Below are 25,870 nucleotides of genomic sequence, written 5' to 3' on the forward strand. Positions count from 1 at the left end.
TATGGCGTATACAATTGGTGTAGATTTCGGCACATTGTCCGGCAGGGCGGTGCTTGTCGATGTCCGGACAGGAGAAGAAATTGCATCCGCGGTCAAAGAATACACTCATGCCGTTATCGACCGTACGCTGCCGAAAACGGGGGAAAAGCTCCCTCGTGACTGGGCGCTTCAAGATCCCGCCGATTATATTGAAGTTTTGGAAACGGCGATTCCGAGCCTGCTTCAGCAATCGGGCGCTGATCCAAAAGATGTGATCGGCATAGGAATTGATTTTACGGCCTGCACCATTTTGCCGGTAGACGGCGCGGGACAGCCGCTTTGTATGCTTCCGGAATTTGAACGGGAGCCTCACAGTTATGTGAAGCTGTGGAAGCATCATGCGGCTCAAAAGCATGCAGACCGTTTGAACGCGATTGCCGAAGACACAAAAGAAGAATTTCTCAAAAGATACGGCGGTAAAATTTCTTCCGAATGGATGATTCCGAAAATCATGCAAATTGCGGAAGAAGCGCCGCATATATACGAGGCGGCAGATCGGATTGTGGAAGCAGCAGACTGGATCGTCTATCAATTGTGCGGTTCATTGAAGCGGAGCAACTGCACGGCCGGCTACAAAGCAATTTGGAATGAGGAGACGGGATATCCGTCTGATCATTTTTTCGAAAGGCTCAACCCGTTAATGAAAACGATTACAAATGATAAATTAAGCGGAACCATTTATTCAGTCGGAGAAAAGGCAGGAGGACTGACCGAAAAAATGGCGGAGCTGACCGGGCTTTTGCCGGGGACGGCCGTTGCCGTCGCCAATGTTGACGCTCACGTGTCAGTGCCAGCGGTCGGCATTACAGAGCCGGGGAAAATGCTGATGATCATGGGAACGTCCACCTGTCATGTGCTGCTCGGCGAGGAAGAACATATCGTCCCCGGTATGTGCGGAGTTGTCAATAACGGCATCTTGCCTGGATATGCGGGATATGAAGCGGGGCAGTCCTGTGTCGGCGACCATTTTGAATGGTTTGTTAAAACATGCGTTCCGAAAGAGTATGAGAAGGAAGCCGAGGAAAAACAGATTGATATTCACGAGCTTTTAAGCGAAAAAGCAGCTGAGCTTGCTCCGGGGGAAAGCGGTCTTCTCGCGCTTGACTGGTGGAACGGAAACCGGTCAACCTTGGTGGACGCCGATTTGACGGGCATGATGCTCGGCATGACGCTGCACACGAAACCGGAAGAAATCTACAGGGCATTGATTGAAGCGACGGCGTTCGGAACGAGGATGATTATCGAAACGTTTCGGGAAAACGGCGTTCCGATCGAAGAGCTTTACGCAGCCGGAGGAATCGCCGAAAAAAATCCGTTTGTCATGCAGATTTATGCAGACGTCACAAATATGGATATTAAATTATCCGGGTCTCCGCAGGCGCCGGCACTGGGCTCCGCGATTTTCGGAGCGCTCGCTGCGGGACGGGAAAACGGGGGTTTTTCCAATATTGCTGAGGCTTGCGCACATATGGGGAAATTAAAAGACGGTTCTTACGTCCCGAATCGGGGGAGAGCTGAGATTTATGACAGCTTATATGCGGAATACAAAGAGCTCGTTCACTACTTCGGCAAAGAAAACAATGTCATGAAACGCCTGAAAGCCATTAAAAACCGTGAGTTCGCGAAAGGGGAGAGCCGCCATGCTTGAAGCGTTAAAAGAAGAAGTGCTCGCCGCCAATCTGAAGCTTGAGGAACATAATCTTGTCACGTTTACATGGGGAAATGTCAGCGGCATTGACAGAGAAAGCGGGAGAATCGTCATTAAACCGAGCGGTGTCGATTACAGTGAGCTGACCGCAGACAAACTGGTCGTCCTGAATGAGGACGGAGAGATTCTGGAAGGCTCGCTGAAGCCGTCCTCTGACACGCCGACCCATCTTTATCTGTATAAAGCTTTTCCCGCTATCGGCGGAATCGTTCATACGCATTCTCGCTGGGCGACGAGCTGGGCGCAGTCAGGAAGAGACATTCCCGCGCTCGGCACGACTCACGCGGATTATTTTGAAAGCGCTATACCCTGTACGAGGGAAATGTATGAAGAAGAAATTGTGAAAGATTACGAATATCATACAGGCAAAGTTATAGCGGAAACCTTTCAAAATGAATCGTATGAACAAAATCCGGGTGTTCTTGTCCACAGCCACGGTCCGTTCTGCTGGGGAACGGACGCGCTGAATGCCCTGCATAACGCTGTAGTGCTCGAAACCGTGGCGGAAATGGCCTACCATTCGCTTATGCTGAACAAACAGCTCAGCCCGATAGACAGAGTGCTGCATGATAAGCATTTTTACAGAAAACACGGGGCGAATGCTTATTATGGCCAAACTTGACGCAGCTGGGTTTCTGATTGATTTAGACGGAACCGTATTCAGGGGGCAGGAGCTGATTGACGGCGCAACAGAAGCCATTCATACCCTTCAGTCCCTGGGCAAAGCCGTTGTCTTTTTAAGCAACCGCGGCAATCTATCAAGAGCCATGTGCCAAAAGAAACTGCTTGGTGCCGGTATCCGCACGGATGAACGGAGCATCGTGCTGTCCTCCAGTGTGACGGCATCATTTTTAAAGAAGCATTATCCTTTGTCAAAGGTGTGGGTGTTAGGAGAGAAAGGGCTGACGGATGAACTCGCTTTAGCGGGTGTCACCATGGCGCCAAAACCGCAGGCGGCAGACTGGCTTGTTATCTCTCTGCATGAAACCGTCACCTATGAGGATCTGAATCTCGCTTTTCAGGCAGCTTCCTCCGGCGCGCGCATCATCGCCACAAACCGGGACCGCTCGTTTCCGAATGAAGGCGGCCATGCTATGGATGTTGCAGGAATGATCGGGGCCATTGAGGCATCTGCCGGAGTAAAAACGGAGCTTGTCGTCGGCAAACCGTCTTGGCTGATGGCTGAGGCAGCATGTGAAGCGCTCGGGCTTTCTCCGGGAGAATGCGCAATAATCGGAGACAGCCTCGAATCAGATATCGCAATGGGAAGGCTGTACGGGATGAAAAGCGTGTTGGTTCTGACGGGATCGGCAAAACTTGGGGAGACCCGTCTCTATGAGCCTGACATCGTGCTCGATTCTATGAAAGACCTGACAGAATTAGCGAAGGGGGGAATCCTTTTATGAAACTTTCTCCGGCGGACATTCAATCCGAGTTTAATAAGGAAGGAGGCAGCCGCTCTCCTATTCAAATAGAAGACATCATCATCGGAGCGGATGCAAAAGAAGAGCTTTTCAGATTTCTTCAAAAAAAATGCTGGAAACATCCGGCGATCGTCTGTGACCGGAACACTGACGAAGCGGCGGGAGGGATGCTTGCGGACGAATTGAAGGCCGGCGGAATCAAAGCGGCAAAGATCATCATTCCGGAGCATGAATCAGGAACCGCGGCGGCTGATGAAAAGACACTGATCTATACGCTGATCAATATCGCGGAAGAGACGGATGTCATCATTGCGGCCGGGTCAGGAACGATTCACGACATTACGCGGTTTGCTGCCTGCCAGCGCGGTTTGCCGTTTATCTCATTCCCCACCGCTCCTTCAGTCGACGGATTTACATCGGCTGGAGCGCCGCTCATATTAAACGGCATCAAAACGACGATTCAGACGAAAGCGCCGATCGCCTTATTTGCGGATACGAATCTATTAAAAGAAGCGCCGCGCGCAATGACAGCCGCGGGCTTCGGCGACATGCTCGGAAAAATAACTTCGCTGGCAGATTGGGAGATCTCCCGGAAGCTTGCAGATGAGCCGTACTCAGAAGCCGGCGCGAAACTTGTGAAAGACGCGCTTTGGCAGTGCATTGATCACCGCGCTGACATTGCCATGGGAACAGAGGCCGGCATTCGCATCCTGATGGAAGCGCTGATCGTTTCGGGTCTTGTCATGCTTGCCCTTGATCACTCCCGTCCCGCCTCAGGAGGAGAGCATCACATCTCGCATTGGATTGAGATGGAACTGCTGAAGACGAAACAGCCTCCGATTCTCCACGGTGCGAAGGTGGGCTGCGCGTGCGCGGTGCTGAGTGATATTTACAAAGATCTGGCCTGTCACGAAAAGCTTGCAGAACTTCCGCCGGACTTTCGCGAGGCGGTTCAATCAGCATATGAAGGGCTTCCTGACGGCAAAACAATTGCCGGGTGGCTCACATCTGCCGGAGGTCCCGCCAGTTTTGATGAAATCGGTGTAAAACAGGACCTTGTCAGCGACGCCCTTAAGCACGCACACACACTGCGAGACCGTTATACCGGCTTAACCATCATAAATGAAAATGCAGCGCTCTTTGCACATCATTCGCCGCACGGCCTGAAGCGGAAGGGGCAATGACATGAAAAAAACGATCGCCGTATGTTTGGCGCTGATGATGATCTTATTGTTTACCGCCGGCTGTTCACAAGAACGGACTGCCGGCAGGGCGGGAGAAACGGAGCTGACATTTTGGACGTTTAACGGACTGCACGAACAGTTTTATCAGGAAATGGCCAAAGACTGGAATCAGAAATATCCGGAGCGCAAAATTAAGCTGAATACCGTTGTTTATCCTTATGGACAAATGCATGATAATCTATCCGTTTCCCTGATCGCGGGCGAAGGGCTTCCTGATATAGCCGACGTGGAATTAAGCCGATTCTCGAACTTTCTGAAGGGGAAGGATATCCCGCTTGCCGATCTGACTCCGCTGATTGAAAAAGACCGCGATAAGTTTGTGGAAGCGCGCCTGGCCTTATACAGCAAAAACGGCAGACTGTACGGCCTTGACACACATGTAGGGACGACCGTGATGTTTTACAACATGGATATTATGAAAAAGGCGGGCGTTGATCCCGCATCGATTAAGACATGGGAGGACTACCGGCGGGCGGGGAAAAAAGTGCGCGAAATCGCGGGAAAACCGATGGGAACGGTTGAAACAAATGACTCCGCCACATTTCTTTCCATGATTTCGCAGCAAGGATCAGGCTACTTCAGCAAAAACGGAAAGTTGATTTTGGACAATAAAACGAATATAGACACATTAAATGACTTAAAGGACATGGTAAATGATAAAACCCTTCTGCCGGCTCCCGGCGGCGGCCATCACAGTGAAGAATACTACGGTTTTATGAATCAGGGCGGGGCAGCGTCAGTGCTGATGCCCATCTGGTACATGGGACGGTTTATCGATTATATGCCTGATTTAAAAGGAAAAATGGCGATTTACCCTATGCCGGCTTGGAAAGAAGGCGGCGACAGATCAGCGGGCTTGGGCGGAACAGCCACCGTCGTACCGAAACAGGCTGAACATCTGAAGCTCGCGAAAGAATTTCTCGGATTTGCGAAAGGTTCAAAGGAAGGAAATATTAAGCTGTGGACGGTGCTCGGCTTTGATCCGCTCCGCTGGGACGTGTGGGATTCAAAAGAATTGAAGGAGAAAAATAAGTACACGGATTTCTTCCGGAACGGTACATCCATTTTTTCCACGCTCCTTGAAGTAAAAGATGAGATCAATCCGATTTATTTGCATGAAGACTTCTCTAAAGCGGCTGATCTCGTCGTCAGACAGGTGCTGTTCGATGCGCTGAAGACGCAGGAAAAAACACCTAAGGAAGCCTTGGACGAGGCGGCGCAGCAATTGGAAAAATAAGAAGCCGCCCATTTTAACAGAGAAAGCGGGGGAGCTTTTATGAGACCTGTAAAGACAGAGACAGCGCAAACCGTTTCCGCAGCCCGGAAGAAGCCGCGCCGGCGCAATGTGCTGTATTCCAAAAAAGCGGCGCCTTATCTTTTTACGGCGCCTTTTATCATTTCGTTTCTCGTTTTCTTTTTGTATCCGATCATCAGCGTGTTTATCATGAGCTTTCAGCGGATACTGCCGGGAGAAGCTGCATTTGTCGGGTTTTCCAATTACACCGCTCTTCTTAATCCAACCTTTTACACCGCCCTGTTTAATACATTGGAATATACCTTTTGGACGCTGATCGTGCTGATTCCGGTGCCGCTTCTTTTGGCGGTGATTCTGAATTCGAAGCTCGTCAGATTCAGAAATGTGTTTAAATCGGCACTGTTCGTACCGGCTTTGACATCGACGATCGTCGCGGGGATTATATTCCGGCTGATGTTCGGAGAAATGAATACGTCGCTGGCAAACGAGCTGATGATGAAGCTTGGCGTATCGCCTCAAAACTGGCTCAATAACAAAGGAACCGGCATGTTTTTAATGGTGCTGCTTGCGTCATGGAGATGGATGGGCATTAACATTCTTTATTTTCTGGCCGGATTGCAAAACGTGCCGAAAGAATTATATGAGGCGGCTGAAATTGACGGGGCGAGTACGTGGAAAAAGTTCCGGCATATTACCCTCCCGTTTTTAAAGCCGGTATCCGTTTATGTGTTAACGATCAGTATGATCGGCGGTTTCAGAATGTTTGAGGAAAGCTATGTGCTTTGGCAGAATAATTCCCCGGGCAATATCGGCCTCACGCTTGTCGGTTATTTATATCAGCAGGGGCTTGCGTACAACGAAATGGGGTACGGGGCCGCCATCGGAATTGTCCTTTTGCTTGTCATCTTACTAGTCAGCCTTGTGTCGCTGAAACTGTCCGGTTCGTTTAAAGGGGAGGGATAAGTGGTGCGTAACAATCACATGTTTTCCGTGTACAGAGTCGCGTTTACCTTGTTTTTTATCATGTTGAGCCTGCTGTATATCTTTCCGATGATCTGCCTATTGCTCGGTTCATTAAAGCCGTCATCCGAGCTGATGCGCATCGGACTGAATCTGCGTCTTGATCCGGATGTGATGAGCCTTGATAACTACACGTATTTGTTCAACGGGGGGAGCATTTATTTCAAATGGTTTTTTAACAGCCTGCTGCTCGGCGTTCTCACCACGGTTCTCACGCTGTTTTTTTCCTCAATGATCGGCTACGGACTCGGTGTGTATGAGTTTAAAGGCCGAAATGTTATTTTCGTTCTTGTGCTGATCATTATGATGGTGCCTCTTGAAGTGATGATGCTTCCGTTATTTAAACTGACGGTGGGGCTTCATTTGATTGATTCTTATACGGGAGTGATTCTGCCGTTTATTGTGTCGCCTGTCGCCGTATTCTTTTTCAGGCAATACGCGCTCGGCCTCCCGAGGGATCTGCTCGATTCAGCGAGAATGGACGGCTGCACGGAATTCGGCATTTTCTTCAGAATTATGGCGCCGCTTATGAAACCGGCATTTGGGGCAATGATCATTCTCCAATCTTTAAACAGCTGGAATAACTTTTTATGGCCGCTGATCGTGCTTCGGTCGAAAGAAATGTTTACGCTTCCAATCGGACTGTCAGGGCTGCTGAGTCCGTACGGCAATAACTATGACATGCTGATCTCCGGTTCCGTTTTTGCGATACTGCCGGTGATTATCATATTCTTGTTTTTCCAAAAATACTTTATTTCCGGCCTGACAGTCGGCGGAGTGAAGGGATAGAGAGAGGGAGGAAACATAATGAAAAAAGCGGGAATTACAGCAGATAAAGAATACATCATCGGTGAAGTGGACAAACGGATGTACGGATCATTTATAGAACATATGGGCCGGGCGGTGTATGAAGGCATTTATGAGCCCGGACACCCGAAAGCCGACAAGGACGGATTCAGAACAGACGTGCAGAAGCTGATCAGAGAATTACAGGTGCCGTTCATCCGCTATCCGGGAGGGAATTTTCTCTCAGGCTACAATTGGGAAGACGGCGTCGGACCGGTGAAGGACCGCCCGCGGAGGCTTGATCTGGCATGGCAGACGACAGAAACGAACGAAGTCGGGACGAACGAATTTTTAACGTGGGCAAAAAAAGTGAACGCCGAAGTGAATATGGCGGTCAATCTAGGGACGAGAGGCATCGATGCCGCCCGGAACCTCGTCGAGTACTGCAACCATCCTGGAGGGTCATACTGGAGCGACTTGCGAAAATCGCACGGCTATGAAAAACCTTACGGCATAAAAACGTGGTGCTTAGGAAATGAGATGGACGGCCCTTGGCAGATCGGGCACAAAACGGCGCATGAATACGGACGGCTCGCCGCTGAAACGGCGAAAGTGATGAAATGGACGGACCCGACAATCGAATTGGTGGCTTGCGGAAGCTCAAACAGCGGCATGCCGACCTTCATCGAGTGGGAGGCGGAGGTGCTTGAGCATACGTACGAGCATGTGGATTACATCTCACTGCATACGTATTACGGCAACCATGAAAATGATCTTGAAAACTATTTAGCGAAGTCGATGGATTTAGACCATTTTATCAAATCTGTCACAGCCGTATGTGATTATATGAAAGCGAAAAAACGGAGCAAAAAAACGATTCACCTTTCTTTAGATGAGTGGAATGTGTGGTATCACTCAAATGAAGCGGATAAAAAAGTGGAGCCGTGGATTACGGCCCGGCCGATTCTGGAAGACATCTACAATTTTGAAGATGCGCTGTTGATCGGTTCATTGCTGATTACGATGCTGCAGCATGCGGACAGACTAAAGATCGCCTGTCTCGCCCAGCTTGTCAACGTGATTGCGCCTATCATGACTGAAAAGGGCGGAGAAGCATGGAGGCAGCCGATCTTTTATCCTTACATGCACGCCTCTGTCTACGGGAGAGGGACTTCAATGAAGCTGCTGATTACCTCCCCGAAATACGACTCAGCGGATTTTACGGATGTGCCGTATGTTGATGCCGCGGCTGTTTACCATGAAGAAGATGAAGCCCTGACCATTTTTGCCGTTAACAAAAGCAAGGAACCGATGGAAACGGAGATCAAACTGAGAGGGTTTGAAGATTACCGCATCATTGAGCATATCGTGCTGGAGCATCAGGATATGAAAGCGACCAATCAAAAAAACAGAAAAGAAGTTATGCCTCACTCAAACGGAACGTCTTCCGCAAACGCTGAAGGGATAACGGCTCATTTTACGCCGCTGTCCTGGAATGTTATCCGTTTATCAGGAAAATAATGTTCCGAAAAGCCGGGCTTTGCCGCCGGCTTTTTTTTACGCAAAAATCACCTCCGGTTATCTGATAATTGTGATAATATTTAGAAAAAGAGAAAAGGGGCTGGGATTAAATGAATGCGATTACAATCGTCATAGCGTCTATATGTATTTTGGCGATCGCCTATCGGCTTTACGGTACCTTTATGATGGTCAAAGTATTAAAAATCAATGATCAGACACCGACTCCGGCCCATGTGCTTGAGGATGGGAAAGATTATGTGCCGACGAATAAATGGGTGTCATTCGGCCACCATTTCGCGGCAATCGCCGCTGCCGGCCCGCTTGTCGGACCGATTCTCGCAGCTCAATTCGGCTATCTGCCCGGGCTTTTATGGCTGTTAATCGGGGCGGTGATCGGAGGAGCCGTACACGATATTGTCGTATTGTTTGCATCCATGCGGAAAAACGGTAAAACGCTTTCTGAAGTCGCCAAAGATGAGCTCGGCCCGGTGGCGGGCTTTTGCACTGGTCTTTCAATGCTGTTTATCATTACGATCACGATGGCGGGGCTGTCCATGGTTGTGCTGCACGCACTTGAGAAAAACCCGTGGGGAACGTTTGCGGTAGGGATTACGATTCCGATCGCGATGGGGGTCGGCGACATGCTGACGTTGGATGCGAAAACACTCGCGGTGGCGCTTCCCGTCTATGCTTTTTTTGCCGCGGCGCTTCCGGTTTGGCTTTTGCTTGCCCCGCGTGACTATTTAAGCAGTTTTATGAAAATCGGGGTATTTGCCGCTTTGATCGCCGGCGTCTTTTTCGTCAATCCCGCCGTTAAATTCCCGGCCGTAACGGAGTTTATTCACGGCGGCGGACCGGTGATCGCGGGACCTGTCTGGCCGTTTATTTCAATAACGATTGCCTGCGGCGCTATTTCAGGCTTTCATGCGTTTGTCGGTTCCGGCACAACGCCGAAAATGCTGGATAAATGGAGTGATATAAAGCCGGTTGCTTTCGGAGCGATGCTTGTTGAATGTCTCGTCGGGATTATGGCGCTCATAGCAGCCGCCGCACTTGAGCCAGCGGACTATTTTGCCATTAACAGCGCGCCGGAAATTTTCCGCGCCCTTGGGATGAATGTCGTCCATCTGCCTGAATTGAGTAAAGAAATCGGGCTCAGTCTGGAAGGAAGAACGGGCGGCGCTGTTACGCTTGCCGTCGGAATGACGTATATCTTTACGGAGATTCCGTTTTTCAGTCATTTGGCTTCATACTTTTTTCAATTTGTCATTATGTTTGAAGCGGTGTTTATTTTAACGGCGATTGATGCGGGAACCCGTGTCGCCCGCTACTTGATCCAGGAGTTTTTCGGAGAGGTGTATAAGCCGCTGAAAAAAACAGACTGGCTGCCGGGCTCGATTTTCTCAAGCGCGCTCGCCTGCCTGCTGTGGGGCTATCTTCTGTATTCGGGCGACATCAGCTCCATTTGGGCGCTGTTCGGCGTGTCCAATCAGCTTATGGCGTCTGTCGGATTAATCATCGGTGCGACTGTCGTATTGAAGATAGCCGATAAGCGGCGCTATATGCTGACGTGCCTGATTCCTCTCGCTTATTTGTACGTGACCGTCAACTATGCGGGTTATTGGATGGTGCGGTATGTGTATTTGAATCCTGAAGCGGCGGGATACAACGTGCTGAATGGCGTTTTATCCATTATCATGCTCATTCTCGGGCTTGTGATTATCATGGCGGCTGTGAAAAAATGGGCGAATGTATGGCGTGATCCGAGTGCCAGACTGGAAGCTTCAATACCCGGATAAATCCGCGGCCGTCCGAACATTGCAGCATCATAAAAAAGCAGAGAGCCGATCGGTCTCTCTGCTTTCATCTTATGACAAATCCGCCGCTTCCAAAAGGTAATCCGCCAAATGTACCGCGCGGACACGGTCTGTTAATCCTTCGCGCAAAATGCCGAGCTGCATTTGCAAAAGGCATCCGGGATTGGCTGTCACGATGACGGCCGCCTCCGTTTTTCCGGCGGCTTTCATCTTACTGTCTAATATTTTCATAGACATCTCTGACTCTGTTATATTATAAATTCCCGCCGACCCGCAGCAGCTGTCGGCCTTTTCCATTTCTCTGTACTCGGCCCCTTTAATGCTTTTCAAAAGCATGCGCGGTTCTTCTGACGTATGCATCACATTGCGGAGATGGCAGGAGTCCTGATATGTGACGATATGAGGGGATTGCGCCTGAAGGTTCCTTTGATGGAATTTCAGTTCAACCAGTACGGATGAAAAGTCTTTGAGCTTCCGGACGAATTGTTCGGCACGGTCCGCCCATTCAGGTTCATCCTTCAGCAAATGCGGATATTCCTGAAGAAAGGCGCCGCATCCGCCGGCGTTTGTAATGATATAATCTGCGTCAAGCGCTTCAAAAGCGGCGATATTCCGCTTGGCCAGTTCTTTTCCCGTCTCTTTTTCTCCGCTGTGCCCGTGAAGCGCGCCGCAGCACGCCTGACCTTCCGGAACCGCGATCTCACATCCGGCCGCCTGTAAAAGCGCCGTTGTCGCATGATTTGTTGCTAAAAACATCGTATCCATTAAACAGCCCGAGAAAAAAGCGGCCCGTTTTTGAACGGGACCCGAGGCGGGAAGAAAACGCGGCCGTTCTTTCATGTCTTTCCATTTCGGAACGGGCGGGAGCACTTGTTCCATTGTACGCAGATGCTCAGGCAAAACGCGCAGCATACCGGTTTTTCTGACGGCGGTCTGCAGCCCTGATCTTTGGTATATCCCAAGAAGATTCGCCGCTGTCTGCATGCGGTTTTGATGGGGGAAAAGCCCGGTAAATGCCGCTTTCCGCAAGAGGCGCACGCCCGGCTTGTGTTTTTTATTTTGATGAATGATATCCCTTGCTTCTTCAAGCAGCTGTCCGTAATTGACTCCTGCCGGACAAACGGGCTCGCATGCCCGGCATCCGAGACACAGCGAAAGTGAGCGCTCGACATCTTCATCCGGCTCAATCAGTCCGTCTGTGACGGCTTTCATCAGGGCGATTCGGCCGCGCGGCGAATGGGATTCTTGAAATCCTGATTCGATATAGGTCGGACAGGAAGGAAGGCAGAAGCCGCAGCGCATACAGTTCAGCAATTCACCTTCATCCATGCGGTTTTTGAATTCTGTTTGAATTTGTTTCTGCTCTTTAGCCGTTGTCATTTCATCACCACCACGCGTTTCCTTGACGAATTAGCGAATATCTTTCCCGGATTCAGCAGGTTTTGGGGATCGAGCGCTTGTTTGATCGCTTTCATGGCGATGATGCCTTCTGTTTTCAGCTTCATTTCTAAATACGGCGCTTTTACGATGCCGACCCCATGTTCACCCGTTATCGTTCCTCCCAGCTCAATCGCTTTCTCAAAAATGGCGGCAAAGGCTTTTTCGACACGTTCCATCTCCTCTGTATTTCGGATATCGGTGGTGCACGTCGGATGGAGGTTGCCGTCGCCTGCATGGCCGAATGTGCATATGGACAAGCCGTATGTTTCTGCAATCTCGTTAATGGCTCTGACCATATTGGCAATTTGTGATCTCGGCACGGTTGCATCTTCCAGAATCGTCGTCGGTTTCAGTCTGGCGAGAGCTGATAGTGCGGACCGTCTGGCCTCTGTAAGGGCGAATGCTTCCTCCTCGGTTTCAGCCGTTTGGACGGATACGGCGGCTCCGTTTTTACAGATGGCTTCGATTTTTTCCATATCGCGTCTGACCGTGTCGCTGTCACCGTCCTGTTCGATCAGCAGTACGGCTTTTGCGTCTGTCGGAAGCCCGATCTTGGCGTAATCTTCAATGACCTGCAGTGTCGGCTGATCCAGAAATTCGAGTGTCGCCGGAATGATTTTTTCAGCGATGATGGCAGAAACCGATTCTGCAGCCGCTTCAATATGTTCATAGAGTGCGAGCAGCGTTTTTTTCGTTTCCGGCTTCGGAACAAGCTTTAAAGTCGCTTCCGTCACAACACCGAGCGTCCCTTCTGATCCGACGAAAAGCCGGGTCAGATCATAACCGGCGACATCCTTTGTCAGCTTTCCCCCTGTGCGGATGATATCGCCTGAAGCCAAGACGGCTTCAAGGCCGAGGACATAATCCCGGGTGACACCGTACTTCAGGCCGCGCAGTCCGCCGGAATTTTCATTAATATTTCCGCCGATCGTCGATATTTTCATGCTGCTCGGATCAGGCGGATAAAATAACCCTTTCCGTTCAACCGCATGAATCATATCTTGCGTGATCACGCCCGGCTGGACGGTTGCCGTCAAATTTTCCTCATCAATTTCAAGAATTCGGTTCATATGTTTGAATAAAAGAACAAGACCGCCCTCAGACGGACATGTGCCGCCGCATAAGTTTGTGCCTGAACCCCTCGGCACGATCGGAATGTCATGCCTGCTGCAAATCGTTAATATACGGGACACGTCATCCGCACAGTGGGGGGCGATTACCGCATCCGGCATGGCTTGCAGCTGAGGGGCCGCATCGTACGAATACACAAGACGGCCAGCCGCCGAATCATCATAATTCTCCTTCCCGACCGCCCGGATGAACTGTTCCTTTGCCTCTCGTGAAATCATATTCTCCCAACCTCCCGATAGAAAAGCGTTTTCATTTAATTGTAAAGAAAAATGATTTCGTAAACTATGGAGAAACGTATGAAAAATGATGGTGGTATTACGTGTTTTTTGTATGTTGATCTAAAAAGCGAAGCGCCAAATAAAAAGCCGTTATGTCTTCAGGGCGGTCAAGCTTCATATTTGTCAGTGATTCCAGTTTGGAAAGACGGTAGCGCAGCGTATTAATATGAATATGCATGTCATCAGCGGTGCGCTTTAACGATAACTGCCGGTCGAAAAAGGCGCGCAGCGTATCCAGAAGTTCTTCACGGCCGAGCACATGCTCGAGAACCCGCCGTGGAAATTCAGACCGCGTGCCGGGCGCAATATCGGCAAGACACATATCCAGTTTTAAATCTTCTTCAAAGACGGCCTGCTTGTCAATAGCGCCCGCTGAAAGAGCTTTCTCCGCCTGTCCGTATGATTCCGTCAGGCGTTCTCCCGGAACGATCCGTCCGATGCCGGCCGTGACAGGCTGCCCAAAAACAGTGTTGATTCTTTTGATGAGCCTCTCCCTAGAATCCGAGTTTGTCTCATGATTAATGAGAATACGCTCATTTCCCCAGCGGACAAACAGGTCTTCAGGGTATTCACTTTGCCAGAGGCGCCCGAGCTCTTCTGCTTCATATTGCTCATAACGGCCTTGAATGAGTATGATTCGGCGTTGCGAATGAAGGTCTGCTGCAAGGAGCTTTGCTTTTTCTAAAAAACCCGGGGACCATTCTTTTAACTGCAGCCAATCCACCATAAAGGATTCAAGCATTCTCTCACGCCATTGCACTTCTTCCAGGTGGCGCGTTTCTTTTATAAAAAGTTCCGTCATTTTTCTGAGCAATTCCCCGAAAGGCAGGATATCGTCAGGGTTTCCTGTCAGACCGAATACTCCGATCACCTCATGACCCGAAAAAACGGGGAGGTTCAATCCTGCTTTTACGCCCTCAAGCCGTTTTTCATCTTCTTTCGTAATGATGACATTCCGTTTTTCCCGCGCGCAGATCAGAGCTCCTTCATGAAAACATCCGGCGCGCGCCTCGTTGGTGCCCGCGATGATCATTCCTTTTGTATCGGCAATAATCACTTCGCGGCTGTACATATGTTTGACTTCGGCAATCAATTTTTTTGCCAGTTCCGGCTGTAACTGCATTGGCGATCCCCCTCGCCATTATTATACAAAAAAAACCGGGTGTGCCATCACCCGGTTTCATGCTTAGTGTGCAGGTTTTAATCCGCCTTCAAGTGTTTTGAGCATTTCATTTTTTTCTGAGTCTGACGCATGCTGCCAAAGAACTTCGAATAAGACGCCGAGACCCGGAAGCATTTTTTCTTCACCGCTTTGGATGGCGTCTACGATAGTATGCTCCAGCTGATCCTGATTATTGCCGGTCACATTGGCAATAACGGCGTTGCGTAAATTAAGATCCATTACAACCGCTCCTTTTTTCCTGAATGTGATACGCATATTCTTACCGCGCACGCGGTTTATTATGTGCTGTTCTTGAGATATAATAACAACATGCATGAAAAAAGGAGAGCGCAGAAATAAAGTGAAACGAATTGACTCGGCAAAAAACCAAAAAGTGAAGGACTGGAAAAAACTTCACACAAAAAAAGAGAGACATAAAACGAATACATTTCTGATAGAAGGAGAGCATCTGGCAGAAGAAGCGCTCAAGTCAAAGGGAACGGTAAAAGAAATTCTCGTAAAAGATGAGAGCGCCATCCCGGCCGATCTGGACATGAGCATTCCGTGCTATGTGCTGAGCGAAGATGCGTTTTCAGCCGTGACGGAAACGGAAACGCCGCAGCAGATCGCCGCAGTCTGCCATATGCCGGACGAAAAGCCTGACCGGCTGAAGCGGCTGCTTCTGATTGATGCCGTGCAGGATCCGGGGAATTTAGGAACAATGATCAGAACGGCAGATGCGGCGGGGATCGACGCCGTTGTCCTTGGTGAGGGAACGGCAGATCCATACAACGGAAAAACGCTGCGTTCAGCCCAAGGATCTCACTTTCATATTCCCATTTTGAAACGTCCGCTTCACGAGTTTACCGATGAGCTGAAATCGCAAGGCATCGCGATCTACGGCACGGCGCTTGAAAACGGTGCGGCTTATCAAAGCGTGAAGCCTGAAGAATCGTTCGCGTTAATCGTCGGGAACGAGGGGGCGGGAGTGGACGCCGGCCTTCTGCAAAAAACGGATCTCAACCTGTACGTGCCGCTGTACGGACAGGCGGAGTCGCTGAATGTGGCGGTGGCGGCCGCCATCCTCGTCTATCATCTCAGAGGATAGGTTGCGCAAAGCCGCGAATTTCACTATAATAGATAGCAATAATGTAAAAACCGTGACAGAGGACGTCAATTTTTGCACAAGCTGCCTTCCAGGGAGAAAATGCCGCCGACTGAAAGCATTTTTATCGCAGCACAGAAATTGATTTTCACCTCTCGAGTTGTCACCGGGACCGCGCTAAACGCGCGTAAAGGTGAACCGGAACGATCGTTTCCGTTATGTCAATGAAGCTTCGGCAGATGAAGTCTGCCTTAAAAAGGGTGGTACCGCGGCCACAACTCGTCCCTTCTCTCAAGGGGCGGGTTTTTTTGTTTTCTGAAAAAGGCATAGAACGGTTTGGTTTACATAAAAGGAGGATGCATGATGGAAGAGAAGCTTAAACAGCTCGAACTGGAAGCTGCAGAAAAAGTAGAAGCAGCAGGTTCATTAAAAGAAGTTAACGACATTCGGGTGCAATATCTCGGAAAAAAAGGGCCGATTACAGAAGTTCTCCGCGGCATGGGCAAACTGTCCGCTGAAGAACGCCCGAAAATGGGAGCGCTCGCCAATGAAGTGAGAGAGCGCATTGCAGCAGCCATTACGGCGAAAAATGAACAGCTTGAACAAGAAGAGATGAATAAAAAACTCAGCAGCCAGACGATTGACGTCACATTGCCGGGCAGTCAGGTAAACATCGGCGGGCGCCATCCGCTGACGGTCGTTATTGAAGAAATTGAAGATTTATTTATCGGCATGGGGTATACCATCGAAGAAGGTCCTGAAGTGGAAACGGATTATTACAACTTTGAGGCGCTGAATCTGCCGAAGGAGCACCCGGCCCGCGACATGCAGGACAGCTTTTACATTACAGAAGAAATGCTGATGAGAACGCAGACGTCACCGGTGCAGACGCGCACGATGGAAAAGCATAAAGGCAAAGGCCCCGTCAAAATCATTTGTCCCGGAAAAGTGTATCGCCGCGACAACGATGACGCGACACATTCCCACCAGTTCATGCAGATTGAGGGTCTCGTCGTAGATCGCAAAATCAGCATGAGCGATCTGAAAGGAACGCTTGAATTGGTCGCCAAAAAAATGTTCGGCCAAGACCGTGAAATCAGGCTCCGTCCGAGCTTTTTCCCATTCACTGAACCTTCTGTCGAGGTGGATGTGACCTGCTTTAAGTGCGGCGGACAAGGCTGTTCCGTCTGCAAAAAAACGGGCTGGATCGAAATTCTCGGCGCCGGCATGATTCACCCGAACGTGCTGAAAATGGCCGGATTCAATCCTGAGGAATACCAGGGCTTTGCTTTCGGAATGGGTGTGGAACGGATCGCAATGCTGAAATACGGCATTGAAGATATCCGCCATTTCTATACCAATGATGTCAGATTCATTTCGCAGTTTAAACAGGCGTAAGAGGAGGATACACATGTTTGTTTCATATAAATGGTTAGAAGATTACGTTGACTTGCAGGGAATCGACCCGGCCGTGCTTGCAGAAAAAATTACGAGAGCCGGTATTGAAGTTGAGGGTATCGAGTATAAAGGGGAAGGCGTAAAAGGCGTTGTCATCGGACACGTGCTTGAGCGTGAACAGCACCCGAATGCCGACAAACTCAACAAATGCCTTGTCGATATCGGTGCGGAGGAACCCGTTCAGATTATCTGCGGCGCCCCGAATGTTGATAAAGGACAGAAGGTTGCCGTTGCAACAGTCGGCGCCGTGCTTCCCGGCAATTTCAAAATTAAAAAAGCCAAGCTGCGCGGCGAAGCGTCTCACGGCATGATCTGTTCTCTCCAGGAGCTCGGCATTGAAAGCAAGCTCGTGGCGAAAGAATATGCGGAAGGCATTTTCGTGTTTCCGAATGATGCTGAAACGGGAGCTGACGCAATGGCATCCCTTCAGCTTGATGATGCGATTTTAGAATTGGGCTTAACGCCGAACCGCGCCGACGCGATGAACATGCTTGGCGTGGCTTATGAAGTTGCGGCTATTCTCGGCACCGAGGTAAAGCTTCCGGAGACTTCATATGAAAAAGCGGCAGAAAAAGCGGCGGACGCTGTTTCCGTCAAAATTGAAGATACGCAGGCCAATCCGCATTATGCCGCAAAAATCATTAAAAACGTCAAAATCGGCCCGTCTCCGCTGTGGATGCAGACGAAGCTGATGAATGCAGGCATCCGCCCGCACAATAACGTCGTGGACATTACAAACTTCGTCCTGCTTGAGTACGGTCAGCCGCTTCACGCTTTCGATTACGATCGGTTCGGTTCAAAAGAGGTCGTCGTCAGAAAAGCGGCGGAAAACGAAACCATCGTGACGCTGGATGAACAGGAGCGCAAGCTGTCAAGCAGCCATTTGGTCATCACAAACGGAAAAAAAGCACAAGCCGTTGCGGGAGTCATGGGCGGAGCTGAATCTGAAGTCCGTGAAGACACTACCGCGATTTTACTGGAAGCCGCTTATTTCGATGGACAGACCGTCCGCAAAGCGTCGAGAGACCTCGGGCTGAGAAGCGAAGCGAGCGCCAGATATGAAAAAGGCATTGACCCGGCACGCGTTCTGCTGGCGGCTGAACGGGCCTGCAGCCTCATTCAGGCATATGCCGGCGGAGAAGTGCTCTCAGGCACGGTTGAAGAAAACCATCTGAAAATCGAAGCGAACAACATTCATGTATCTGTTGAAAAAGTGAACGCCGTGCTCGGCATGACAATCGCTAAAGAAGAAATCATCAGCATTTACAAGCGCCTCGGTTTTGCAGTCGGTGAAGCAAAAGACGTTCTCGTCGTAACGGTGCCGTCGCGCCGCGGAGATATTAAAATCGAAGAAGACCTGATTGAAGAAGCGGCGAGATTGTACGGGTATGACAATATTCCGTCCACGCTTCCGGAAACGGCCGGCACGACAGGCGGCTTGACCCCGTATCAGGCAAAACGCCGGAAAGTGAGACGTTTCCTTGAAGGAGCGGGTCTTTCACAAGCGACCACATATTCATTGACGAATGATAAAAAAGCGGCTGCTTTTGCGATCGAAAAATCATTCAATACGATGCTTGCTCTGCCGATGAGCGAAGAAAGAAGCATTCTCAGACACAGCCTCGTGCCGAATCTGCTTGAAGCCGTTTCATACAATCTGGCCAGACAGACTGATTCCGTTGCTTTATACGAAACGGGTTCTGTATTTCTGACGAAGGAAGAAAACACAAAACCGGTTGAAAAAGAACGGGTTGCCGGAGCCGTAACCGGATTATGGCGCAAAAACCTATGGCAGGGTGAGAAAAAGCCGGTAGATTTCTTCGTCGTCAAAGGAATCGTTGAAGGCCTGCTGCATCAGTTGAATGTGTCAGACCGGATTGAATTTGTCCAGTCAGAACGCAAAAACATGCATCCCGGCCGGACCGCAAACATTCTATTGAACGGCTCACTTGCCGGATTTATCGGACAGGTGCACCCGGCAATGGAAAAAGAGCTGGATATCAAAGAAACGTATGTGTTCGAGCTTGATCTGCACGCGCTTCTGACCGAGGAAACAGAACCTGTCGTGTACACGGCGATTCCGAAGTACCCGTCCGTCACGCGCGACATTGCGCTTGTTGCAGATAAAACCGTCACAAGCGGACAGCTCGAAGCCGTGATCAAGGAAGCCGGCGGCGCGCTATTGAAAGAAGTCACTGTATTTGATGTGTACGAAGGTGAGCATATGGAAGAGGGCAAAAAATCCGTCGCCTTCTCGCTTCAATATGTCAACCCTGAACAAACATTGACAGAAGAAGAAGTGACAAAAGTCCACGAAAACGTGCTGAAAGCGCTGGAAGAAACGTATCAGGCCGTATTAAGAGGATAAAGAAAAAGCTTGCAGATCACTCTGCAAGCTTTTTTTATTGTGGCCGTTTCCTTTCAACAAGGCGCTTCGCCTTTTGCGTATTGGCAAAATGAAGTTTGGTGAACGTTCTGAGCGCATCTTCTCCTTTATTGATGATCAGCTTGGCGGCAGCTTCATCGACGTGCGGCCCCGCGCCTTTCGGAATCGTCATCCCGGCTTCCCGGGAAAGCTTATCCATTTCAATTAAGAAAGAATACCGCGCGATGATAGAGGCTGCGGCGACGGAAAGATGTATGCTTTCCGCCTTCGTGCTGAAAAACGTTTTTTCTTTTACGATATCCCGCCCGGAAAGATGCTTAAAATAAATGCCGGGCTCTGCAAATTGGTCAATCAGAATCGCTTCCGGTTTGACGCCGTTCATTTTCCTCAGCAGATTGGAAATCGCCTGATTATGAAGGAGCGCCTTCATTTTCCCCTGGCTCATGCCTTTTTCCTGCATCTGATTATATTTTTCGTTTTTTAACACAAGCAGGCTGTAAGGAATGGTTTTAATTAACAGTTTGGCGATTTCGATAATCTGCGGATCTTTTAAATCTTTCGAATCCTTCACGCCCAGTTCTTTCATTAAAGAAAGCTTTGTTTTGTCGGCGTAGGCGCAGGCAACTGTTATCGGCCCGAAGTAATCGCCTGTTCCGACCTCATCTGAGCCGATTACCGACATGGACGCAATGCCCGCCGGGGGAGCGTAGAGCGGGTCGGCCGCTTTTTTGACGGTTTTCTTTGCTTTCGGCGCCTCAGCCGTTCCCCAGCGGGCCGCTTCTGTGCCGGCATTTTTTCCTTGAAAGAGAACCTTGCCCGAACGGTAGGCTGTAATGGTACAGCCCGGCGGCTTAGCCTGGAAGACGGCGCCCTGCGGAACGGCCGGAGTAAGGGAGCCGGCATAGGATTGTTTCATTTGTTCTATAGCGGAAGCGGATACTTTTATAACAGAATGGGACACGATATAATCTCCTTTTTTGGCACTTTTCACTGTATATACCAGTGTATCATAACAGCCTGAGGCTCGTCTTTCCATTCAATCGATAATCGTGGTATGATAGGAACTAGGATTCTCGCGGAATGGAGGAGAAACGTTGTCTGACGGCAAAAAAACCAAAACGACAGTAAACATTTACGGCCAGCACTTCACCATTATCGGGGAAGAAAGCAAAGCGCACATGCGTCATGTGGCCGGAATGGTTGATGATAAAATGAGAGAAATCAACGAGAAAAATCCATATCTTGATATAAATAAGCTCGCTGTTTTGACTGCGGTCAATGTCGTGCATGATTATATGAAACTGCAAGAAAAATATGAATTACTGGAGCGGCAGCTTAAAGAAAAGGAATGAACACCATATGATAGATATCATCATCTTAGTTTTGCTCTTGATGGGCACATTGCTTGGATTGAAAAGAGGATTTATCCTCCAATTTATATATTTAACGAGTTTCATCCTCTCGATTGCGTTTGCGGCGCTTTTTTACAAAAATCTGGCCCCGCATTTAAGTTTTATACCCGCGCCTGATTTTTCCGGCGGGCAGTCGGCTCTTTCTTTTATTAAAGGAAACGTAGAGACCGCTTATTACAACGCGATCGCGTTTGTCATTTTGTTTATCATTGCAAAGATTCTGCTTCGGATTATCGGAGCGGCGCTTAATATCATCGCAAGCATTCCGGTCATAAAACAGATCAACAAACTGCTTGGCGGGGTGCTCGGGTTTGTGGAAGTCTATTTATTTGCGTTTATCCTGTTATACGTCGCATCCGTACTGCCGGTAAGCACGCTTCAGGATATGCTCGCACAATCGACGCTTGCAAATATCATCACGCATCATACGCCGTATCTGTCAGGGCTTCTGCAAGAACTGTGGGCCCAGTATGGGGCATAAAAAACTTCTCTTGACCGGAGAAGTTTTTTTCAAGCTCTGCGTCAGTTGTGCCGGAGAAGAAAAATTTGTATGATGAAAAGCAGGAAACGACTGGGGGTTAACAGTATGCATAAAAAAGATATCATCAGGCTGCTTGAAACGATTGCGGTCTATATGGAACTGAAAGGGGACAACCCGTTTAAAATATCAGCCTTCCGAAAAGCGGCAGCGGCGCTTGAGCAGGATGACCGCAGCCTGTCGGAAATCGACGACATGATGTCTTTATCCGGAATCGGAAAAGGCACCTACGGCGTCATTCGTGAATATATGCAGGAAGGTGTGTCCAGCACGCTTCTCCAATTGCAGAAAGAAGTCCCGGAAGGCTTGGTTCCTCTTTTGAAGCTTCCGGGCCTCGGCGGCAAAAAAATCGCCAAGCTGTATCAGGAGCTTGGCGTTCATGATGCGGAATCGCTGAAAGAAGCATGCGAGCAGCAAAAGGTGCAAGGGCTCGCCGGTTTCGGAAAAAAAACGGAGGAGAAAATCCTTCAGGCTCTCGGAGAAGCAGGAAAACAGCCGGAACGTTTTCCAATAGGCTATGCGCTCAGCATTGCTTCAGTCATTGAAGAACATTTGGCCCGGCTGACGGATATTCAGAAATATTCCCGGGCCGGCAGTCTCAGAAGAGCGCGGGAGACTGTAAAAGATCTCGATTACATTATTGCTACAGATCATCCGAAGGCTGTCAGAGATCAGCTTCTGTCCCTGCCGAACGTAAAAGACGTGATAGCGAGCGGGGATACAAAGGTATCAGTTATCCTGACCTTTGAATATGAGACGAGTGTGGATTTCCGGCTTGTGACAGAGGAGCAGTTTGCGACCACACTGCATCATTTTACCGGCTCTAAAGATCACAACATTAAGATGCGCCAGCTGGCGAAAGAGCGCGGCGAACGGATCAGCGAATACGGGGTAGAAACCATAGAAACGGGAGAAGTCAAAACTTTTCCGAGTGAAGAAGCCTTTTACGCCCACTTCGGTCTGCCGTTTATTCCTCCGGAGCTCAGAGAAAGCGGGCAGGAGGTCGACACGTACCTGGAAGAAACAGACCTTGTGGAGCAAAAAGCGATAAAAGGCGATCTCCACATGCACTCAGCCTGGAGTGACGGCGCTTTTTCCATCAGGGAAATGGCAGAAGCGTGTATGGCAAAAGGCTATCAGTACATGGCGATCACCGACCATTCCCAATATTTAAAGGTAGCCAACGGGTTAACGGCCGAACGGCTCAGAAAACAAGCGGAAGAAATTGATGCGTTAAACGCTGAGTTTGAAAACTTTCATATTTTTAAAGGCGTAGAAATGGACATTCTCCCCGACGGTTCGCTTGATTATGATGACAGTGTGCTGTCTGAAATGGATCTTGTCATCGCATCCATTCATTCAAGCTTCAGCCAGCCGGAGCATGTCATTATGAAACGGCTGGAACAGGCGCTGACGAATAAGCACGTGGACATTATCGCCCACCCGACGGGCCGCCTGATCGGCAGACGGGCCGGCTATGAAGTCGACATCGACATGCTGATTGAGCTCGCAGCCAAAACAAATACGGCGCTTGAGCTGAATGCAAACCCCGCGCGCCTCGATTTACGGACTGAGCATCTGATCAAAGCAAACGAAAAAGGCGTGACTTTGGTCATTAATACGGATGCCCATAATATAGAGATGCTCGATGACATGAAAACGGGCGTGACCGCTGCGCGCAAAGGCTGGACTGAAACAAAGCATGTGTTAAACGCCCGGCCGTTACATGAGGTCAAAGCATTTCTGACACGCAATGATTAAGTAAGGAGGACCATAAAACCGTGCAGCAAAAAGTGTTATCATCACTTGAATTTCATAAAGTAAAAGAACAGATTACCGCTCATGCCGCCTCATCGCTCGGCCGGGAAAAGCTTCTGCAGCTGAAGCCTTTGACGGATCTCGCCGACATCCAAAAACAGCTGGATGAAGTCGAAGAAGCATCCGCGGTCATGCGCTTAAGAGGCCATGCTCCGTTCGGCGGGCTGACCGATATAAGATCGGCTTTGCGGCGGGCGGAAATCGGCAGTGTGCTGACTCCGGCGGAATTTACCGAATTGTCCGGGCTGCTGTATGCCGTTAAACAAATGAAGCACTTTATCAGCCAAATGACAGAAGACGGCGTCAGCATTCCGCTGATACAGGCCCATGCAGAAGAACTGATTACATTGGGCGATTTGGAAAGGGAGATTAACTCCTGCATTGATGATCACGGCGAAGTGCTTGATCATGCATCTCCCGCCCTAAGAGGAATCCGGACGCAGCTCAGGACGCTTGAATCAAGAGTGAGAGACCGGCTTGAATCGATGCTGCGTTCATCTTCCGCTTCAAAAATGCTGTCTGACACCATCGTTACGATCCGGAATGACCGCTTTGTCATTCCGGTCAAACAGGAATACAGATCAAGCTACGGCGGAATCGTGCATGATACATCTTCATCCGGTGCGACGCTTTTTATTGAACCTCAGGCGATCGTAGATATGAACAACTCGCTTCAGCAGGCGAAGGTAAAAGAAAAACAGGAAATCGAACGGATTCTCCGGATGCTGACGGAGCATACGGCTGAACACACACATGAAATCGCTAAAAATGTAGAAGTGCTGCAGACATTGGATTTCATTTTCGCCAAAGCGAGATACGCAAAAGCGATGAAGGCGACAAAACCATTCATGAACGGAGACGGCTTTATCCGTCTCAAAAAAGCGCGCCATCCGCTGCTGCCCCAAGATCAAGTCGTCGCCAACGATATTGAACTGGGCGGAGATTATTCAACGATCGTCATCACGGGCCCGAATACGGGCGGTAAAACCGTTACGTTAAAAACACTCGGGCTGCTGACGATAATGGCGCAGGCAGGATTGCACATACCGGCTGATGAGGGATCGGAAGCCGCCGTATTTGACAATGTGTTTGCCGATATCGGAGATGAACAGTCGATCGAACAAAGTCTGAGTACATTTTCATCCCACATGGTCAATATCGTCAGTATTTTAAAAGAAGTGTCTGAAAACAGTCTTGTGCTGTTTGATGAACTCGGTGCCGGAACAGACCCGCAGGAAGGGGCGGCGCTTGCCATGAGCATTCTTGACGAAGTCCACCGGACAAACGCCAGAGTGCTTGCGACAACCCATTATCCGGAACTGAAAGCATACGGATATAACCGGCAAGGCGTCATGAATGCCAGCGTTGAATTTGACATTGAAACGCTTTCGCCTACCTATAGGCTCCTGATCGGAGTACCGGGCCGAAGCAACGCATTTGAAATTTCAAGACGCCTCGGCCTGCCGGAGCATATTATCGGCCAGGCGAAGTCAGAAATGACCGCCGAACACAACGAAGTCGATCTGATGATCGCATCGCTTGAAAAAAGCAAAAAAAGAGCGGATGAAGAGCTTTCTGAAACCGAATCAATCAGAAAAGAAGCAGAAAAACTGCACAAAGAGCTTCAGCAGCAAATCATTGAGCTGAACGCCCAAAAAGATAAAATGATGGAAGAAGCCGAACAAAAAGCGGCGGAAAAACTGGAAGCCGCCGCAAATGAAGCCGAACAGATCATCCGCGAGCTCCGGTCCATCAAGCAAGAACACAGATCCTTTAAGGAACACGAGCTGATTGATGCCAAAAAACGTCTCGGAGACGCGATGCCGGCTTTTGAAAAATCAAAGCAGCCGGAAAGAAAAACAGAGAAAAAACGCGAGCTGAAGCCGGGCGACGAAGTAAAGGTGCTCACATTCGGACAAAAAGGGGCGCTGCTTGAAAAAACCGGCGAGAAAGAATGGAACGTCCAAATCGGCATCCTCAAAATGAAGGTGAAGGAAAAAGATCTCGAGTTTCTCAAATCGGCTCCTGAACCGAAAAAAGAAAAAGCAATCACCGCCGTAAAAGGGAAGGATTATCACGTATCCCTTGAACTTGACCTCAGGGGGGAGCGTTACGAAAACGCCCTCAGCCGCGTCGAAAAATATTTAGATGACGCGGTGCTTGCCGGCTATCCGAGAGTGTCCATCATTCACGGAAAAGGCACGGGTGCCCTCCGCAAAGGGGTGCAGGATCTTCTGAAAAACCACCGCAGCGTGAAAAGCTCGCGGTTCGGGGAAGCGGGAGAAGGAGGATCAGGCGTAACGATTGTCGAACTAAAATAAAAAGGGA

At 49.6% G+C, this 25,870-nt stretch carries 21 protein-coding genes; 16 read left to right on the forward strand and 5 right to left on the reverse strand.

Annotation, left to right across the window (positions count from 1 at the left end; translation table 11 throughout):
* The first annotated feature begins 1 nt into the window (after position 1).
* From araB to cstA, 9 genes are all read left to right on the forward strand, one after another.
* Entirely contained in the window at positions 2 to 1,687 is a 1,686-nt protein-coding gene (gene araB, locus AUL54_RS16840) for a ribulokinase (RefSeq protein WP_060964591.1), read from the forward strand.
* Positions 1,680 to 2,369, forward strand: a complete 690-nt coding sequence (gene araD / locus AUL54_RS16845; protein ID WP_060964592.1) for an L-ribulose-5-phosphate 4-epimerase — start codon at positions 1,680 to 1,682, stop codon at positions 2,367 to 2,369. Before araB ends, araD begins: the two co-directional genes overlap by 8 nt.
* On the forward strand, positions 2,347 to 3,153 hold the full coding sequence (locus AUL54_RS16850; RefSeq protein ID WP_420913152.1) for a sugar-phosphatase AraL: 807 nt from the start codon (positions 2,347 to 2,349) through the stop codon (positions 3,151 to 3,153). The genes araD and AUL54_RS16850 overlap by 23 nt, the downstream gene beginning before the upstream one ends.
* Complete coding sequence (locus AUL54_RS16855) at positions 3,150 to 4,355, forward strand: sn-glycerol-1-phosphate dehydrogenase (RefSeq protein ID WP_060964594.1); 1,206 nt, start codon at positions 3,150 to 3,152, stop codon at positions 4,353 to 4,355. The genes AUL54_RS16850 and AUL54_RS16855 overlap by 4 nt, the downstream gene beginning before the upstream one ends.
* 1 nt (position 4,356) lies before the next feature.
* Complete coding sequence (locus tag AUL54_RS16860) at positions 4,357 to 5,652, forward strand: arabinooligosaccharides ABC transporter substrate-binding protein AraN (RefSeq protein WP_060964595.1); 1,296 nt, start codon at positions 4,357 to 4,359, stop codon at positions 5,650 to 5,652.
* Between the two features lie 39 nt (positions 5,653 to 5,691).
* Complete coding sequence (locus AUL54_RS16865) at positions 5,692 to 6,633, forward strand: arabinooligosaccharides ABC transporter permease AraP (protein WP_060964596.1); 942 nt, start codon at positions 5,692 to 5,694, stop codon at positions 6,631 to 6,633.
* A gap of 18 nt (positions 6,634 to 6,651) precedes the next feature.
* Positions 6,652 to 7,479, forward strand: coding sequence for an arabinooligosaccharides ABC transporter permease AraQ (locus AUL54_RS16870; protein ID WP_060965126.1), 828 nt, complete (start codon positions 6,652 to 6,654; stop codon positions 7,477 to 7,479).
* Between the two features lie 18 nt (positions 7,480 to 7,497).
* Complete coding sequence (arfA, locus tag AUL54_RS16875; RefSeq protein WP_060964597.1) at positions 7,498 to 8,997, forward strand: arabinosylfuranosidase ArfA; 1,500 nt, start codon at positions 7,498 to 7,500, stop codon at positions 8,995 to 8,997.
* Between the two features lie 110 nt (positions 8,998 to 9,107).
* A complete protein-coding gene (cstA, locus tag AUL54_RS16880; protein WP_060964598.1) occupies positions 9,108 to 10,796 on the forward strand; it encodes a carbon starvation protein CstA in 1,689 nt (562 codons plus the stop codon).
* A gap of 69 nt (positions 10,797 to 10,865) precedes the next feature.
* On the opposite strand, the gene AUL54_RS16885 is transcribed toward cstA, so the two are convergent.
* The 4 genes from AUL54_RS16885 to sspI form a co-directional block, all read right to left on the reverse strand.
* Positions 10,866 to 12,194, reverse strand: coding sequence for a (Fe-S)-binding protein (locus AUL54_RS16885; protein WP_060964599.1), 1,329 nt, complete (start codon positions 12,192 to 12,194; stop codon positions 10,866 to 10,868).
* Positions 12,191 to 13,603, reverse strand: coding sequence for a glycolate oxidase subunit GlcD (gene glcD, locus AUL54_RS16890; RefSeq protein ID WP_060964600.1), 1,413 nt, complete (start codon positions 13,601 to 13,603; stop codon positions 12,191 to 12,193). Before glcD ends, AUL54_RS16885 begins: the two co-directional genes overlap by 4 nt.
* 97 nt (positions 13,604 to 13,700) lie before the next feature.
* The gene (locus AUL54_RS16895) at positions 13,701 to 14,786 is read right to left on the reverse strand and encodes a CdaR family transcriptional regulator (RefSeq protein ID WP_060964601.1); all 1,086 of its coding nucleotides are present in this window, start codon (positions 14,784 to 14,786) and stop codon (positions 13,701 to 13,703) included.
* A gap of 63 nt (positions 14,787 to 14,849) precedes the next feature.
* Positions 14,850 to 15,065 carry a small acid-soluble spore protein SspI gene (gene sspI, locus AUL54_RS16900; RefSeq protein WP_045925240.1) on the reverse strand — a complete coding sequence of 72 codons (216 nt, stop codon included), beginning with the start codon at positions 15,063 to 15,065 and terminating at the stop codon, positions 14,850 to 14,852.
* A gap of 121 nt (positions 15,066 to 15,186) precedes the next feature.
* Between sspI and AUL54_RS16905 the strand changes: the two genes are divergently transcribed.
* The 3 genes from AUL54_RS16905 (at position 15,187) to pheT (ending at position 19,756) form a co-directional block, all read left to right on the forward strand.
* A complete protein-coding gene (locus AUL54_RS16905; RefSeq protein ID WP_060965127.1) occupies positions 15,187 to 15,933 on the forward strand; it encodes a TrmH family RNA methyltransferase in 747 nt (248 codons plus the stop codon).
* Positions 15,934 to 16,293: 360 nt separating this feature from the next.
* Complete coding sequence (pheS, locus tag AUL54_RS16910) at positions 16,294 to 17,328, forward strand: phenylalanine--tRNA ligase subunit alpha (RefSeq protein ID WP_016938647.1); 1,035 nt, start codon at positions 16,294 to 16,296, stop codon at positions 17,326 to 17,328.
* A gap of 13 nt (positions 17,329 to 17,341) precedes the next feature.
* The gene (gene pheT / locus AUL54_RS16915; protein WP_060964602.1) at positions 17,342 to 19,756 is read left to right on the forward strand and encodes a phenylalanine--tRNA ligase subunit beta; all 2,415 of its coding nucleotides are present in this window, start codon (positions 17,342 to 17,344) and stop codon (positions 19,754 to 19,756) included.
* Positions 19,757 to 19,790: 34 nt separating this feature from the next.
* Here the strand turns inward: pheT and rnhC are convergent, their stop codons facing one another.
* Entirely contained in the window at positions 19,791 to 20,735 is a 945-nt protein-coding gene (gene rnhC, locus AUL54_RS16920; protein WP_060964603.1) for a ribonuclease HIII, read from the reverse strand.
* Positions 20,736 to 20,868: 133 nt separating this feature from the next.
* On the opposite strand from rnhC, the gene zapA reads away from it, so the two are divergent.
* From zapA to AUL54_RS16940, 4 genes are all read left to right on the forward strand, one after another.
* Positions 20,869 to 21,126, forward strand: a complete 258-nt coding sequence (zapA, locus tag AUL54_RS16925) for a cell division protein ZapA (protein ID WP_016938650.1) — start codon at positions 20,869 to 20,871, stop codon at positions 21,124 to 21,126.
* Between the two features lie 7 nt (positions 21,127 to 21,133).
* On the forward strand, positions 21,134 to 21,667 hold the full coding sequence (locus AUL54_RS16930) for a CvpA family protein (RefSeq protein ID WP_060964604.1): 534 nt from the start codon (positions 21,134 to 21,136) through the stop codon (positions 21,665 to 21,667).
* A gap of 105 nt (positions 21,668 to 21,772) precedes the next feature.
* A complete protein-coding gene (polX, locus tag AUL54_RS16935) occupies positions 21,773 to 23,485 on the forward strand; it encodes a DNA polymerase/3'-5' exonuclease PolX (protein WP_060964605.1) in 1,713 nt (570 codons plus the stop codon).
* Positions 23,486 to 23,505: 20 nt separating this feature from the next.
* Positions 23,506 to 25,863, forward strand: a complete 2,358-nt coding sequence (locus tag AUL54_RS16940; protein WP_060964606.1) for an endonuclease MutS2 — start codon at positions 23,506 to 23,508, stop codon at positions 25,861 to 25,863.
* The last annotated feature ends 7 nt before the right edge of the window (positions 25,864 to 25,870 follow it).

It is taken from the genome of Bacillus sp. SDLI1 (assembly GCF_001553895.1).
Taxonomy (GTDB): domain Bacteria; phylum Bacillota; class Bacilli; order Bacillales; family Bacillaceae; genus Bacillus; species Bacillus siamensis.

Coding starts and splice junctions, on each gene's coding strand:
- AUL54_RS16865 (WP_060964596.1), top strand. CDS start 5,692: ATGAGACCTGTAAAGACAGAGACAGCGCAAACCGTTTCCGCAGCCCGG.
- cstA (WP_060964598.1), top strand. CDS start 9,108: ATGAATGCGATTACAATCGTCATAGCGTCTATATGTATTTTGGCGATC.
- AUL54_RS16930 (WP_060964604.1), top strand. CDS start 21,134: ATGATAGATATCATCATCTTAGTTTTGCTCTTGATGGGCACATTGCTT.
- polX (WP_060964605.1), top strand. CDS start 21,773: ATGCATAAAAAAGATATCATCAGGCTGCTTGAAACGATTGCGGTCTAT.
- araD (WP_060964592.1), top strand. CDS start 1,680: ATGCTTGAAGCGTTAAAAGAAGAAGTGCTCGCCGCCAATCTGAAGCTT.
- araB (WP_060964591.1), top strand. CDS start 2: ATGGCGTATACAATTGGTGTAGATTTCGGCACATTGTCCGGCAGGGCG.
- AUL54_RS16895 (WP_060964601.1), bottom strand. CDS start 14,786: ATGCAGTTACAGCCGGAACTGGCAAAAAAATTGATTGCCGAAGTCAAA.
- glcD (WP_060964600.1), bottom strand. CDS start 13,603: ATGATTTCACGAGAGGCAAAGGAACAGTTCATCCGGGCGGTCGGGAAG.
- sspI (WP_045925240.1), bottom strand. CDS start 15,065: ATGGATCTTAATTTACGCAACGCCGTTATTGCCAATGTGACCGGCAAT.
- AUL54_RS16850 (WP_420913152.1), top strand. CDS start 2,347: ATGCTTATTATGGCCAAACTTGACGCAGCTGGGTTTCTGATTGATTTA.
- AUL54_RS16855 (WP_060964594.1), top strand. CDS start 3,150: ATGAAACTTTCTCCGGCGGACATTCAATCCGAGTTTAATAAGGAAGGA.
- AUL54_RS16860 (WP_060964595.1), top strand. CDS start 4,357: ATGAAAAAAACGATCGCCGTATGTTTGGCGCTGATGATGATCTTATTG.
- arfA (WP_060964597.1), top strand. CDS start 7,498: ATGAAAAAAGCGGGAATTACAGCAGATAAAGAATACATCATCGGTGAA.
- pheS (WP_016938647.1), top strand. CDS start 16,294: ATGGAAGAGAAGCTTAAACAGCTCGAACTGGAAGCTGCAGAAAAAGTA.
- AUL54_RS16870 (WP_060965126.1), top strand. CDS start 6,652: ATGTTTTCCGTGTACAGAGTCGCGTTTACCTTGTTTTTTATCATGTTG.
- pheT (WP_060964602.1), top strand. CDS start 17,342: ATGTTTGTTTCATATAAATGGTTAGAAGATTACGTTGACTTGCAGGGA.
- AUL54_RS16885 (WP_060964599.1), bottom strand. CDS start 12,194: ATGACAACGGCTAAAGAGCAGAAACAAATTCAAACAGAATTCAAAAAC.